Origin of the sequence: Pseudomonas asuensis, from assembly GCF_014646755.1 — a bacterium.
GTDB lineage: Bacteria > Pseudomonadota > Gammaproteobacteria > Pseudomonadales > Pseudomonadaceae > Chryseomonas > Chryseomonas asuensis.
On record NZ_BMNW01000006.1, the window covers coordinates 277,535 to 292,156 of the forward strand.

Annotated in this window: 13 protein-coding genes; 10 read left to right on the forward strand and 3 right to left on the reverse strand. The window is 49.0% G+C overall.

What is annotated here, in order from left to right; translation table 11 throughout:
• Positions 1 to 73: 73 nt before the first annotated feature.
• From IEX86_RS15155 to IEX86_RS15165, 3 genes are all read left to right on the forward strand, one after another.
• Positions 74 to 364, forward strand: a complete 291-nt coding sequence (locus IEX86_RS15155; protein ID WP_188866966.1) for a CYTH domain-containing protein — start codon at positions 74 to 76, stop codon at positions 362 to 364.
• A gap of 482 nt (positions 365 to 846) precedes the next feature.
• Positions 847 to 2,631: a S8 family serine peptidase gene (locus IEX86_RS15160; RefSeq protein WP_229685359.1), complete on the forward strand. Its 1,785-nt coding sequence runs from the start codon at positions 847 to 849 to the stop codon at positions 2,629 to 2,631.
• Between the two features lie 2 nt (positions 2,632 to 2,633).
• Entirely contained in the window at positions 2,634 to 3,254 is a 621-nt protein-coding gene (locus IEX86_RS15165) for a hypothetical protein (protein ID WP_188866967.1), read from the forward strand.
• A 67-nt stretch (positions 3,255 to 3,321) separates the two neighbouring features.
• On the opposite strand, the gene IEX86_RS15170 is transcribed toward IEX86_RS15165, so the two are convergent.
• A complete protein-coding gene (locus IEX86_RS15170; protein ID WP_188866968.1) occupies positions 3,322 to 4,353 on the reverse strand; it encodes a hypothetical protein in 1,032 nt (343 codons plus the stop codon).
• Between the two features lie 104 nt (positions 4,354 to 4,457).
• Positions 4,458 to 4,580 carry a hypothetical protein gene (locus tag IEX86_RS25405; RefSeq protein WP_268239864.1) on the reverse strand — a complete coding sequence of 41 codons (123 nt, stop codon included), beginning with the start codon at positions 4,578 to 4,580 and terminating at the stop codon, positions 4,458 to 4,460.
• Between the two features lie 424 nt (positions 4,581 to 5,004).
• Between IEX86_RS25405 and IEX86_RS15175 the strand changes: the two genes are divergently transcribed.
• The 3 genes from IEX86_RS15175 (at position 5,005) to IEX86_RS15185 (ending at position 8,031) form a co-directional block, all read left to right on the forward strand.
• Positions 5,005 to 5,493 (forward strand): GNAT family N-acetyltransferase, encoded by a 489-nt coding sequence (locus IEX86_RS15175; RefSeq protein ID WP_188866969.1) that lies wholly within the window; start codon positions 5,005 to 5,007, stop codon positions 5,491 to 5,493.
• A gap of 1,354 nt (positions 5,494 to 6,847) precedes the next feature.
• The gene (locus IEX86_RS15180; protein WP_188866970.1) at positions 6,848 to 7,216 is read left to right on the forward strand and encodes a histone-like nucleoid-structuring protein, MvaT/MvaU family; all 369 of its coding nucleotides are present in this window, start codon (positions 6,848 to 6,850) and stop codon (positions 7,214 to 7,216) included.
• Between the two features lie 368 nt (positions 7,217 to 7,584).
• The gene (locus IEX86_RS15185; protein ID WP_229685360.1) at positions 7,585 to 8,031 is read left to right on the forward strand and encodes a GNAT family N-acetyltransferase; all 447 of its coding nucleotides are present in this window, start codon (positions 7,585 to 7,587) and stop codon (positions 8,029 to 8,031) included.
• A gap of 461 nt (positions 8,032 to 8,492) precedes the next feature.
• Here IEX86_RS15185 and IEX86_RS15190 read toward each other — a convergent pair whose 3' ends face one another.
• Positions 8,493 to 8,705: a DUF3079 domain-containing protein gene (locus tag IEX86_RS15190; protein ID WP_188866971.1), complete on the reverse strand. Its 213-nt coding sequence runs from the start codon at positions 8,703 to 8,705 to the stop codon at positions 8,493 to 8,495.
• Positions 8,706 to 9,039: 334 nt separating this feature from the next.
• On the opposite strand from IEX86_RS15190, the gene IEX86_RS15195 reads away from it, so the two are divergent.
• The 4 genes from IEX86_RS15195 (at position 9,040) to IEX86_RS15210 (ending at position 14,203) form a co-directional block, all read left to right on the forward strand.
• A complete protein-coding gene (locus IEX86_RS15195; protein WP_188866972.1) occupies positions 9,040 to 11,253 on the forward strand; it encodes an OsmC domain/YcaO domain-containing protein in 2,214 nt (737 codons plus the stop codon).
• Positions 11,254 to 11,974: 721 nt separating this feature from the next.
• On the forward strand, positions 11,975 to 12,700 hold the full coding sequence (locus IEX86_RS15200) for a hypothetical protein (protein ID WP_188866973.1): 726 nt from the start codon (positions 11,975 to 11,977) through the stop codon (positions 12,698 to 12,700).
• Positions 12,701 to 13,296: 596 nt separating this feature from the next.
• The gene (locus IEX86_RS15205; RefSeq protein WP_188866974.1) at positions 13,297 to 13,524 is read left to right on the forward strand and encodes a hypothetical protein; all 228 of its coding nucleotides are present in this window, start codon (positions 13,297 to 13,299) and stop codon (positions 13,522 to 13,524) included.
• Between the two features lie 166 nt (positions 13,525 to 13,690).
• Entirely contained in the window at positions 13,691 to 14,203 is a 513-nt protein-coding gene (locus IEX86_RS15210; RefSeq protein WP_188866975.1) for a cupin domain-containing protein, read from the forward strand.
• Positions 14,204 to 14,622 lie beyond the last annotated feature (419 nt).

The window sequence follows — 14,622 nt, forward strand, 5'->3', positions numbered from 1 at the left end:
TATAAAATGTTCGGGCCTTGTTATTGCCTATGAGCGAGACGACCAGCCCGGCCCTACGTCCAGTACCTTCCTGGTGTCTGAGACACATGATCCTGACGGGCTTCGAGCAGTACTTGCCAACGCATTAGGTATTACAGGGCGCGTACGCAAGCTTCGTAAGGTCTTTACAGTGAATGGGGTGGAAGTGCACCTGGACCAAGTTGAAGGCATAGGAGCCTTTATTGAACTGGAGGTAGAGTTCGGTGCGCATCTAAGTGAGGAGGCGGCTACTGCAAAAACGCTGGAGGCTTTTGATTATTTTAACCTGGAGGCTAAAGACTTAGTGAGTGAAGCTTATACTGATCTCCTCGACCCCCGCTTTTAAAGCTGTCACGTTCACCTGAAATGAAAACCTTGCACTTTAACTAACTTTTAGCTTGCTCCTGAAATTCAACATTCTTAAGCCCTACAAGTGCTATGTTATGCCCCTAAAATGACTAACCAGTCACTTACTGCCCTCTACAAGGGCATACAAAGGCGCATAAAATACATATACCACTTGTCGGATTATTTCATTTTTGAAAAAATTACATCACGCCTGATAAAAAATACAGAAAAATAAAAACCCATTAATTATCAATTATCTATGCAAAGTAACACCTGTTAAATGCTATCAAAATAATTATCATAAAATCTCATTTCAATATCATAAGAGTAGCACTTAAGAGAATTAAACAGATTATTCATCCCTACCCCCTATTTCTAAAGATAGAAACTTAACTCTATATTCCTATTGGGATAACGAATCCGGGACGTATCGTTAATCCAGCTTGGCTAAATCTCATGATAAAGCGAAGGACCGGAATAATGCTCTCATCCAAACAACCTGTTTTTTTATTAGTTTCGCTCTTTGCAGGGGGAATCTGTGGCGTAGCCCAGGCAGCTGAAGACGCTACATTGTCTCAAGCAGCACCCAATGTTCAGAGCGGTAGCGATCCTCTGTTCATTTATCAATGGCATCTACGAAATAGAGGGCAAAAAGTTATTGGCGATGTAACGCCGCTTGCCGGTGTAGATCTGCGGATGGGTGTATTACATGAGTTGGGTTTCAGGGGTAAAAATGTCATTGTTGGGGTAGTCGATGACGGGCTGGAAATACGTCATGAAGATCTGTCAGGTAATGTTGTACCCAATGGCTCCAAAAACTTCGTAAATGGCTCAAACGATCCGACGCCTAGTGTCGACACGGATGAACACGGCACCTCGGTGGCAGGCATCATTGCCGAAATGGGCTGGAATGGGATAGGAGGACGAGGCATCGCACCAGAAGCCAAACTAAAAGGCTTTAACTTCCTGGCCAGTGATGCGGACTCTACCAGTCAGGATGCGAACATTCTGTATGCCTGGGGTAGCGGTAAGGAATCCAGAGATGTTGCTGTTTTCAATAACAGCTGGGGAAGCAGCACGCCCTACTACCCGGCGTTCTCAACCTCTGAACAGGCTGCCTGGGAAAGGCTGATGCAGTCTACCCGCAGTGGCAAGGGTGGTGTTTACATCAAGTCTGCAGGCAACTCGTTTAAGGAGTTTTTCTCCTATACGCCTTTTGGAAGAGTCAACATCTGTTCCAAGAAAGCGGCTGAACTCAATGTCACCTGCGCCTCTTCAACCGTTGACCCTAACAATAATCTCATCACGATTATTACCGCCGCGGCTGTCAACGTACGAGGATTGCGCTCATCCTATTCCACGGCAGGGTCATCAGTTTGGATCTCAGGCTTTGGCGGCGAGTTTGGTAATCAAAAAGCCTATAATCCGGATTTGACCAACGTTCGAGAAGCCATCAGGCCCACTTATTATTCTCCAGCGATTGTGACTACGGACCTGATGGGGTGCTCTCGCGGTGCCAATACGGCGAGTTCCTCCTCTAATGCCTTGGAAGGTAACCAGTCCCCTATCGATAAATCCTGCAATTACTGGGCACGTATGAACGGCACATCATCCGCCGCGCCTACGGTATCTGGTGTGGTGAGCCTGATGCTGGGCGCTAATCCCAAGCTGACCCAGCGTGACGTAAAATATATCCTGGCCAGCACGGCACGCCCGCTTGATCCTTACCAACCAGTAGTGAGCTACGGTGGTACTGTTATTGAACCTGGGTGGATTACCAATGCGGCAGGTCATCACTTCAGTAACTGGTATGGCTTTGGATTAGTGGATGCAACAGCAGCAGTGAATAAAGCCATGAGCTTTAACCTGTTGCCAGCGATGAAAGATACTCAATGGAAAGCGTCTAACGACTCGGCCAGTACGATTGGCGATGTGAATGCACCTGCAACGCTGAAGGTACGTATCAATCAAAATATTAAGGTTGAGGCTGTACAGCTCAGCTTTCAGACCAGTCATATGAAGCCATCGAACCTTAAGGCTGTTCTTACCTCCCCAAGCGGCACTAAAAGTTATGTCATGACGCCTTTCTCCACGCTGTCGGATATCACGTCTGGAACTGGTTTCACTGTTTCATTGGCTGCGAGCAATGCGTTCCTGGATGAGCCAGCGACCGGCGACTGGACACTATCCTTAACAGATGTGGTTGATGCACAAGGCAATGCCGCCAAGCTGCAAGCCTTCAAACTTCGCGTGGTGGGGCACTGATCATGAAAATGACCACTTTATTCTTGTTGACCATAACCCTGGCTGCAGCACCCTTGGTGCATGCTCAAACGACAGATTCGGCCCGACTGCAGCAGGCGGCGACTGGAGCCAGCTTTAACGTGGGGAACACCCAGTTCCGCCTGGTCCCTAACGCAACAGCTCAGCGTATCGAATCCAATGCCTCGGTGCAGACCTCTTCGTCTATCCAGAGCCAAAGTCGTCAGCAGTCAGTACCGACAGATAGCAATGTAGTAGGTCAGGTAGGACCTTATGCCATTGTGCTGCAGCAGGACAATCAGACACATCTGAAATCACAATCAGCCGTTTCTGCTGGTAGTGCTGCGCAGTCGGGCACTATGGGCGTAGCGGTCAACCTGAACTCCGGGCAAGCCGTGCTCGTTCCTCCCCGTCTGAAGGTGTTTGTACAGACTGCCGATGTTATTGATCAGGTTGCGAATGCTACAGGCGGTACGACGGTTCAGGCATCGTCAGCGGCAGGCATGGGGGTGATCCGCTATAGCTCGGTAGAGGCCGCGCAAACTGCGCTGGACAAGGTAAAGGAAACGCAAGGGGTGAATGACGCCTCGCTGGATATTATCCAGGGTTTCATTCAAAAGCAGTAAACGTGTAATAACGCCGCTTTGTCGTCAGGCGACGTACAAAGCGGCGTTTGTCTATAGAAATGATGCGTTACTGTTGGGTGATTGTTGCGCGGTTAGCCATACCCGTTTGAGTAATACCTGCGGTGTTGCCATAAAAGGTCTCGCCGCTCTGGGTAACCAGTGCCTGATTAGCAATCCCGTTTTGAGTAAGAGAAGCAACATTGTTGGCCTGATAGCCAATCTGATCAATTTGCGCGATGTTCAAATCGCCCGTCTGGCTGTACCTGATCTGGCTATTGTCGCTGTATTGGGTAACCTCGACTTCATTGTCGTTACCTACTGTAGTGCCCGTAAGTCCTGAAACACGTGTTCCTTGCACGATATAGGCATCATTATTCGAGCCTTCCTGCGAAACACTCAGGCCGCCAAACATATTGCTCTGTCTGACGTAGGCGAAATTATCATCCCCCGTCTGCGATATCCCACCATTGGAAAATTCGCGCGTAGACTGCTCAAGCGAAGCGCTGTTGCCGTTACCCCGTTGAGTAATACCTGCCCCGCCACCGCCGGACTGTCTAAAGTAAGCGGTGTTATTATCGCCCTCCTGCGTGACACTGCCTGAAGTCGTACCGCCATACTGAACGGCCTCAACCCAGTTGTTATTACCGCGGGAGGAAACGCCTAGAAAAGCGTCATACCCGCTCTGGGTAACATTCATGGTATTACCTACCCCTTCCTGGATGGCGTGCAGTTCATTAACCTGAGCTACACCACCGTTACCCTGGTTGAGCGTGGCAACGTTGGAATCGCCGCGCTGTTCAAGGGTTACAATATCCTCTTTCCCGCCTCCGCCGACCTGATAGATCCGCCCTTCGTTGGCCACTCCGTCTTGGGTAATAGTCACCTGACTGTTATTAACCTGTTCCTGCTGGATATACCCAATATGGTTACTTCCCAGCTGGTTGATAGCAGCCTGACTGTTAATGGCAGTATCGGATTGCTCAAGGGTTGCAACGTTATTCTCACCCTCCTGAATCGCCTCAGCGATGTTCATTTGAGCCCATGAGGGCATGCTGAAGGCTAGTAGGATAGCGGCAGCAAGTGGTTTCAAGTGGGACATAACGATTTCCTTTCCTTGCATCCATGAAGGTCGTATGCGACAACCCGATTGACCGACCAAGCCAGCGCCAAAGGGCTCTGAACAAAGAGACGGCGTGTTCCTGTCTATCCATAACGAGGCATTGCCCGCCGCAGATGGAAAAGCAAGACAGGCGCTGCACGCCGATCCAGCTCATCCATGTGCAGGTGGATGACCAAGAGCTGCTCGATTTTCAGGGAAAATGTCATTAGTGGAATCCATCTAAAGGATGGAAAAAAGCGACTTTGTGCCTTTTCAGGCTTAAGCCTAAACACAAACTATTTCAAATGGTTACTGCGTGATGGCTTAGCGATAGCTACCAGGCACTACTTCCGACAATGTTTCCAGAGTATTGCCGCTGATAGTGGCTCGTCCACCACGGGTGTCGTGCTATCAGATATACCGATCATGGTCATCTGCTAGCTCAGTGTGGCTTGGCGCTATAGAGCCAACGACTTCATGCATGCTTTCTTTTTTAAGCTCCATGGTTGGCTACCCTAATAAAGCAGGCTTAACTTTTCAGGCTATCGTGGGACATAAGAAAATAACGCGTGTCTCGCCTTAGAGGGTATAGGCACTAAGCCGCTATCGTATTTAAGTAAACATTTGTATTACCTCTAAAGAGGAGTTGATGTGTTCACCATCCGCAAAGCCACACGTGCAGACGTGGACGATACCTGGCGTATTAGAAGCCGGGCAATTCAACATCAATGCGCAAATGTTTATACAGCAGCACAAATCGATGCCTGGACCAGCAAAGCGCCCACGCCGGGTTATGCAAACGATGTCGACTCCAGCTTCTATGTCACGGTTACTGAAAGCAGGATCATAGGAACCGGTATGATCAATCTGGGGACAGGCAAGATCGACGCGATTTTTGTTCTACCCGAATACATGGGCCAAGGAACTGCACGCGACATGCTACAGCATCTCGAAGCGCTAGCCTTGAACGCAGAGCTTGAATACCTGCACTTGGATGCGACCCTGAATGCCGCAGCGTTTTATAGAAAATGCGGCTTTGTGGGCGATAAAGTGTCCATTTACCACTCGCCTACAGGGCTTACACTAGAGTGCGTGCCAATGCACAAGGTTCTTTATCCGGCTTGCGGAATACTTCAGTAAGACAATGTGTAGTAGGTATTGAGCATTATAGAAATAGCAATAACGCATGCAGGGCAAGGCGGCCTAATCAAGGCTTTGAAGCCTGTCTTATCACATTGCCGGCCTGCGCCCTTTTCTTATCAGTCAAGTATGCGGTCAGTAGCAATACGTTGTGTATGCGTAAGGCGCCCCGAATTATTGGGATAGCCCAGATACCTTATGCTTCCTGCCGCGTACCGCAATCGCCTATTAATGGTGGCTGCAATACTGACGCAGGTACTAGGTTTTATATTCCTTAGGTAGAGTCTGGGCGTGCGACTTGTTCAGAGTTGTTTTACCGAACCCAGGGCTAACATTTGCACTCACCTTCGAATTCCCAGGCCTGCTGCACGGTAACCTGTTTGATAAGGCATCCTTTTGCCGCATGCGTTACCACGACAGCAACGTCCTCATCGGTAGCAAAACGGTCAATAATTATCTGTATGGGCATGCTACATGTATTACATATAACAACAGTTGCCCGCTCAGTCTTCTCAATGACAGGACTCATGGTAAGGTTAATTCCAAGGCTGCACGTAAATTGGCATAAGCATATACAACAGTAGCAATGGCTACCACTACACTATCTTTATAAGCCTTACAACGAAGCGCCTTGATGCAGCCAGAGGCTGTTTTGATCCTGCTGTATCGGCAAAGCGGCTTCCTGCATTGCTCTATCAGGGTGTCCAGCTCTAAAAAGCCGTAAATGGGCTAGCCTGAGTGCGACAACAAAGGCTACGACTTAACAGCTACGACACTCATCTCCTTAATTAAAGGAGAAAGGCGGCAATCGGTTTATGATGACTTATCTGAACTTTCATTCAGAGACAATAAATACCTTACAGGAGGTGGGGAAATCTGTTTGATTGGTCCTTTCCAAGGATAGAGATCTGCATTTATGGGTAAGATCAAGAACATGCTTTACCCAAGTGAAGAATGATGGGCAGGCTAGGCTAGCGGCTCCATAGGGATATAAAGCGGAATAAGCGCCTCGGCGTTTATTTGTGAGTAGCAAAGTAGGCGGCATAACTAGTCGAAATTGACCCTGCTAAACAGGCCGCTATTTAAATACCTAGGGAAGCATGAAGGTTACCCTCCCCGTCGAGTGTGAAAGAAGCCATAAGATTTCAAACTATGCTTATACCCTTCAGCTTGAAAGTGATATGCTCGTTTGGCTTTGTCCAATTTGCATGAATGAGTCAAAGTCCTTGCCTGCATCTGGACATAATAAGATTCATCCATAATCATACAAGCATGCGTTTTATGGCACTCAATCCAATGGGCTTTGCCTAAGACGATAAAATGTTAATTCCTACTTCTTACTACTAAGGGTTTTATGTCCAAGCTTGCTGAATTCCGTGCCGCCGAAGAGCAATTGAAAGCTCAACTTCAACTACTCGAATCGCTTAAAAACGATGAATCGCTGCAGCGCGAAATCGAGTTTGAATCCAAGCTCCAGTCGTTGATGGGCGAGTACGGTAAAAATCTGGGCGATATTATTGCTATTATCGATCCCGGCTACTCCCGCAAACCTCAGGGTTTGGTTGCTCACCCCGATAAAACTCCACGCCGCGCCCGCGTTGTGAAACGTTACACGCATCCGGAAACGGGTGAAGTTATTGAGACTAAAGGCGGTAATCACAAGACGCTCAAGGCTTGGAAAGCCGAGCATGGCGCCGATGTGGTTGAAGGTTGGCTCCAATAAGTACTTGGTAACATGGCGGCCCTAACTCATCAGAGGGCCGCATAGCAAGGCGTTAGGCGTCATCGGACACAGCCTGGAAGTTTATGGCTCATTTTCTCACAGGTAGAAAATGAGCCGGCCGGTCGTTATGATAAATTAATACCCAACAGTGTCTTCTGAACACTTAGTGTCTCTGTCAGGCTAAGCCACTACTATTTCGTGTGTATGCCTTACGGCAAAAACTCGTATCCCTAGACGGTCAACCATACTTAACCGCTAGTTGGTTATGAAAGTAGGTACGCTGCCAAGCAGCACGTCAACACTGTGACCGCTCCTGAGTCATGTTGCTTGATCGAAGAAAACCAATAAAGGCTACATCACGAATATTAATGATTCGAAGAGCACAGCCTAACGACGCTCATGCCCTGGGAAGGCTGTACAACCAGCTGGTGGAAAGCGCCTTTACTAAAGTGCTTCCAGAACGTTTGGAGGAATTACAGCACGATCCTACACATTACCTTTTGGTAGGTGAATACGAAGGTGCAGTCATAGCCAGCGCTTTACTTATTTTCTGTAAAGATGCGATGTTTGGTTTTCAGCCATTTGCGGTAGTTGAAAATATCATTGTTGATGAAGTAAAACGCGGAGCAGGAATAGGCAAACAATTGATCAGAGCCATTGAGCAGCTTTGTATGGGTCAGGATTGTTCAAAGATCATGTTGTTAAGCTCAACACACCGCACCCAAGCCCATGCCTTCTTTGAGCGGGCAGGATTTAAAGGTGACAGTAAGCGCGGCTTTGTCAAATATCGACGGGATTTGATGGCTACTACCTGATCACAAGTGTCGACTCTGGCCCAGTAACGCTGACGACAGCTGGCATGAAGGAGTTGTCGCTTCCTCCTTCCAAATGACATGTAGAGCGGCTACAAACGCTACGAACCCCTATACGGTTATAAGCATGGCTATCTCTGACGTAATCATTCTGCCTGTTAAATGAACGGCTACAACTGATTTAAATGAATCGGTGCCGCGCAATGGTCTTGATTGCATCCAAAAAAGTACGGACGCACTAATTATCTGAGTGCTCGGGTAGACAGCCTCTATCTGCGGATCATCTCTGTCGGTAAGGGCAGCTGATAACCGTTACATAGCCAAATCTTAGACCCTTCTTTATTGAAAGCTCCGCAAGTCAATCAACCCGTTGGTAGATACTCAAACCCTGGTGACTGCGTTATACAGACCTTATGCTAAGCGCAGGGGATGAACGCAATTCTCTTCTAGTGTAAGAGTTGAGGTTAGTTCTTTTGGTCGTGCTCTTTTGTCTCATCCTTCATTGGTTCATCCCCGAGCGTATTAAATGTATCCCAATCATCACCAAACAGTTCAACCGGGTGCATCGTTCGGCTGGCACCGTTACCACAGGCAAGAGAATGTGCAGGACAGTACATGTCGCAACCCCAGCAGATACGTTCCGGGTGTTTGGGTTGCAAAGGAAATTTCTTGGGCATCAGAGACTCCTGAGCGTTCGGTGTGAATATTCACCGTACAGAAGTCTGGGGATACCTTATTGATCCTGCTCAAGCCTTGGCGCTTTCTGACGCGAAATACGCCTCTTTGATGTAGAGGTATTCACGTCATACCGGAGGCAACCCCGCCCTGCCCTCTAAACTTTAGCAAACCCGTGTAGCCCTACCTACACTGCACTTATACAGCTGGTCTAGCCTGTCATTTCATGAAGACCACCCAGGATTTACCGTCTGCTTTCCTCTAAAGGCAAAAATTTCCTGCCTAGATACCGGATAATGGTGGCCAATTCGTTTATTCACATTTCGGTAATTCCGCATGGAAATCAAGGTTAATTTTCTCGACAACCTTCGGCTTGAGGCAAAGTTTGATGATTTTACGGTCGTAGCCGATCAGCCTATCCGCTACAAGGGCGATGGCTCGGCGCCAGGACCTTTTGACTACTTCCTGGCTTCGTCAGCATTGTGTGCGGCTTACTTCGTGAAGTTGTACTGCCAGACGCGCAATATCCCCACCGACAATATTCGGCTGTCGCAAAACAACATTGTTGACCCCGAGAATCGCTATCAGCAGATTTTCAAGATTCAGGTCGAACTGCCTGCGGATATCTCCGACAAAGACCGTCAAGGGATCTTGCGTTCCATCGAGCGGTGTACGGTTAAAAAGGTCGTGCAGACGGGCCCGGAATTTGTCATCGAAGAGGTAGAAAACCTGGATGCCGATGCACAGGCGCTATTGATACCGGGTCTGACCTCAGACGCGAGCACCTTTATAGCAGGCAAGGATCTGCCGCTGGAGCAGACCATTGCCAATATGTCGGGCATTCTGGCCGACCTGGGGATGAAGATCGAAATTGCTTCGTGGCGCAATATTGTCCCTAATGTATGGTCGCTGCATATACGCGATGCACACTCGCCCATGTGCTTTACCAACGGCAAAGGCGCTACTAAAGAAGCGGCCCTGGCGTCGGCCCTTGGCGAATTTATCGAGCGTCTGAACTGTAATTTTTTCTACAATGATCAGTTCTGGGGGGAGGACATCGCCAACGCGACATTCGTACATTACCCCAACGAGCGCTGGTTCAAGCCTGGCCGTAAAGACGCGTTGCCGTCTGAAATCCTTGATGCCTACTGCCTGGAAATTTATAACCCCGATGGCGAATTACGGGGCTCGCATCTGTACGATACCAATTCCGGCACTATAGACCGCGGCATCTGCTCACTGCCCTTCGTACGCCAGTCGGACGGTGAGGTCATATATTTCCCATCCAACCTGATCGAAAACCTGTATCTCAGCAACGGCATGAGTGCCGGCAATACGTTAGCCGAAGCACAAGTGCAGTGCCTGTCGGAAATTTTCGAGCGGGCAGTGAAGCGCGAAATCCTGGAAGGCGAACTCGCCCTGCCTGATGTACCTCAGGACGTCCTGGCAAAATACCCAGGCATTCTGGCGGGTATTCAGGGATTAGAAGAGCAAGGCTTCCCAGTGCTGGTGAAGGATGCATCGTTAGGAGGCGAATTTCCGGTGATGTGCGTCACCTTGATGAACCCGCGTACCGGTGGCGTGTTTGCCTCGTTCGGAGCGCATCCGAGTTTTGAAGTCGCACTTGAACGCAGCCTGACAGAGCTGTTGCAGGGCCGCAGCTTCGAGGGCCTCAACGACCTGCCTCAACCCACCTTTGAAAGCCAGGCCGTGGCGGAACCTAATAACTTTGTAGAGCACTTCATCGACTCCAGTGGAGTAGTGTCGTGGCGCTTCTTCAGCGCCAAAGCCGACTTCGAGTTTGTCGAATGGGACTTTTCCGCCAAGGGTGAAAACGCTAATGCTGAAGAAGCCGCAACCCTGTTCGGTATTCTTGAAGACATGGGCAAGGAAGTCTATGTCGCGGTATATGAAGACCTGGGCGCAACGGCGTGCCGTATTCTGGTGCCCGGTTATTCGGAAGTTTATCCGGTGGAAGATCTGATCTGGGATAACACCAATAAGGCGCTATTTTTCCGCGCGGATATCTTGAACCTGCACCATCTGGACGATGCCGCCCTGGAGGCACTGGTCGAGCGTCTGGAGCATTGCGAGGTAGATGATTACACCGACATTACCACCCTGATCGGCATTGAGTTTGATGACAATACTGTTTGGGGGCAGTTGACCATTCTTGAGTTGAAGCTGCTGATTTATCTGGCCTTGCAACGATTTGAAGAGGCGCACGAGCTGGTAGGCGCTTTCTTGCAGTTCAACGATAATACTGTGGAGCGCGGCTTGTTCTATCAGGCATTGAATGTAGTGCTTGAGGTACTGTTGGACGATGACCTGGAGCTAGAGGATTACGAGTTCAACTTCCGCCGGATGTTTGGCAATCCTCGGATGGATGCCGTTTTAGGATCCGTAGATGGAAGCGTACGCTTTTTCGGCCTGACGCCTACAAGTATGAAACTGGAAGGGCTTGATAGACACCTGCGCCTGATCGATAGCTATAAAAAACTGCATACGGCGCGTGCTAATGCGGCAGGGTTATTGGGTCAGACGCTATAAAACAATCGCGTTTGGACTGTTTAGTTATCGTTGCAGCAGGTTAACCCTGTTAGTGATGACATCTGCTCAATAGCGCCCATTTCTAACCATGTAGTCGGTGAGGTTTTTACCTTAGCGACTACAGACTTAGTGAGTAGCAACTGATCAGAAGTGATCATTGGCTCTGCTATTGCTCCCGTCAGTGCAGAGGCCCTTTCAAGGGCGACAAGACGAAAGAACCGCAGCGTGAAGCGAGCGGCCAGTCTCATGAGTGACATCATCAAGGCGCTATTTTCCAGTTGTAACTGTGAGCATCGCCGGTCTGCTGCTGCCTGTAGTTAGGCTACAGAAAGTCGCCAATGGTTACAGCCCTGCGATCATTCACCTCTTAATATGAGGTGGGGATGGCATAGGAATTCGTTTCGTCAAACCACTTTCATAAGTCTTTCTATAGATAGTGTCCCTTCCAAAAGCTCGATACGGACGCGTTAAACCAAACAGAAAATGATCTAAAAAGGTTTGCAGGACACTCTCCTCTTAAGCCAGTAAATCTAGGGAGCAGCTTGTCCGTCTTCCGATCTATATTAATAGTAACTCTTTTTGGTAAAAAGAATTCATTAAAGCAAAGGCCCCAAGAGCGACGGGTATCACGACTAATACTAATCTTCCAGCGCTCTAATTAAAGGATCAGCTTGCTACGCTTCATAGCTGTTGTAGCAAAACTCAGGTGTTGGTATCACGCTTGAGCACGGTGTTGCGCCCCATAAGATTCAAGGCATTTATTGATGATGGTTTGTTGTATGGCCCCTGGCCTCTGTATTCTTGGACTTTCCAAGCAAATCGGGTAAAGACATACATGATTTTTCAAGACGGGATTCTTTGCCTGAGCCCTAGCAGTTCGGTTACTAAAGCATCCTTTAGATTCTGGCTGGAAACAGAGCTTAATACCTTTCACGCATGCAACCGATCAGAGCGCTTTGTGATGGTATTTGTTTTCGTATCAGAAACGTTTGCTGATCAATTTCAAGCAGAGAAGCTAGACAAGCTCTTAAAGCAAATCAGCTCCAAAACAAAGAGATGGATGTCCGAGATAGAAGTTATTGCCGGAGACCATTATCTAAATGCAGAAGCTATTCACTTGTTCATAGATGAACTGATCAAGGAAGGCGACAAACTTTCTCTCACCAATAGCGAGATGCTTGTAGGTTATATGAGTGAGGAGCAAGAGGAACCTCGTTCACTCGATAGCGCTCACGATCCTGTATGTGTGATACACAAAGTTACCCAGAACATGGTCGATGATATGAAGCAGGAAGGCACCGACCTTGGCTACCAAGCGGGTGATTGGAGCATATCAGGCGGTACGCATGAGAACATGATCCTTAGCAAGCCTTTCAAAACGCTAGAAGAGGCTATGGATGCTGCCAAGGATCGGTTTGGGGCGGTTCGATTTACTGCCGCACCATAAATACCGGTTGCGCTTATTATGGAGCGCTCTAAAGGCGGCTCTTTTGCCGTAAACAGGGCCGCGGCAGGATGGTGACAGCGTAAATCAAGCGGCTCTTTGTGGCATAGAGACTGCCCGGCGGCAAGCGGTGATATAACACGTACTGGTTACAACACGCTTGAGGTGTGCTATCGATTACACACGGTTCAGCACACCGAGTGCTATCCGTGTGAATACGGTAGCTCCCGCACTGCTCGATCAGGCTCAGGTGTTGCCGGGGGCTCTGCTTCATTCCAGCCAGGTAGTGCCGTAGCAACACCACAGCTTTAAGAGATGCCCTGCAGTCAAAGGTTTATACGTTTACAGAAAGATCCTATGACAGCCTTGGAGCATTTGCCCCTTAGTCCCTTGTACCTGATTGCTCTCACGGTCGCGCCGATTTTCTGGCACTTAGGCGTTTTAGCATGGTCAGTCGACGTTATAACTGACGCCTATCGGCCATAAATGATCGTCTGGAGGATGTTGCTCGGAAAAGCACTATTGCAATGCTATTAAAGTAGCTAGGCAAGCAATCAGACTTGCCAGGTAGTTGGACTATGGAAACGAGTGAGCGCCCCGTGAAACCTGAGAATGCGGTTCATGAGTACACGTCTGCATTAGTACTGGGCATTCGCTTCGTCTGTGTATTGGCGCTGTCTGCAATGATTGCCGGTAAGCTTTCCAAGCTTATGGGCACTGATAATTTTATTGTTTACTGTCTGGTCTTTATCGGCTTGGTGGTGCTGTTGAATAAGATCCTGGAAGCCCTTTTCACACGCCGTAAGCTGGCGCCCGAAGAGGAATAAATCTATCTGTAAATCACTGAGCAATAAGGCTGTCATTATTGAAGGCAAGGATCTGTCTGCAATAACAAACAACCGTATTGCCTGTGAACAGAGAAACAGTAAAAGCCAGCTGCTCTTTGCGCGGTTGTCTATGCTGCACAGCTAGACAACCCACAGAGTCCTAGCCATGACGACGTTCACCGACAAGGCCGCCCTGCTGACTCAGGCGCTTATCCGTAACCTGAACCATGTGCCGTTGACGCATGAAAAACGCGACCCGTTGTATGAGAGCCAAAGCAGCAGCCTTTCCGAGGGAACAGCCGCACAAAAGCTAGGGCTGTCCCTGGATATCGTTCCGCCCGGTAAGCGCTCATGTCCGTATCACTTTCATCACGCTCAGGAAGAGGCATTCATCATTCTGGAAGGCCACGGTACGCTTCGTGTGGCAGATGAGCATCTGCCTATTCAGCCCGGTGATATTCTTTTCATCCCGGCCGGCCCTGACTATCCGCACCAGATCATCAACACCTCGGAAGCGGCTTTGAAGTATCTCTCGATCAGTACAAAGGACTCACCTGAAGTGGTGGAGTACCCGGACTCAGGAAAATACCTTGCCTCTGTCTCTGCCAAGGGCGTCAGGACGTTCCGCGTGATCCAGCGGCCTCAGTCCAGTGTGGATTATTGGGAAGGCGAGCCCTGAAAACAATGTGCCTTTATGCGAGCCCATAACGGTCTGCTGCCGTTTCGACACCAGACTTACCTACTACCGTAGCTCCCGCAAAAACACGCCTTTTAAGTCAGGCCACGCCAGAAGCTTTCAAGCTGTGGATGACCTGTCAGGGTATCGTATCGGTTTGAGGCTGATCGTGTGCTCACCGCTTGGGACGCTGTGCTCACTGTATCCAGGATATTGATCTTTATTTAGCCAGTGATTCAAACGGTGGCGCGTGACGGTGGCGTCTCGGTTGAAAGTCGCCCAATCCAGACACAACCAGATGTTTGATTTCAACGCTTCCAAGTACATTTTGACATGACATAGCACACTTGCTGGCAGTAGCAGCCTAGCGCGTTCAGAAAACAATGAGCAATAAAAGCAAACAACTTGGTCGTAAGCGTTCA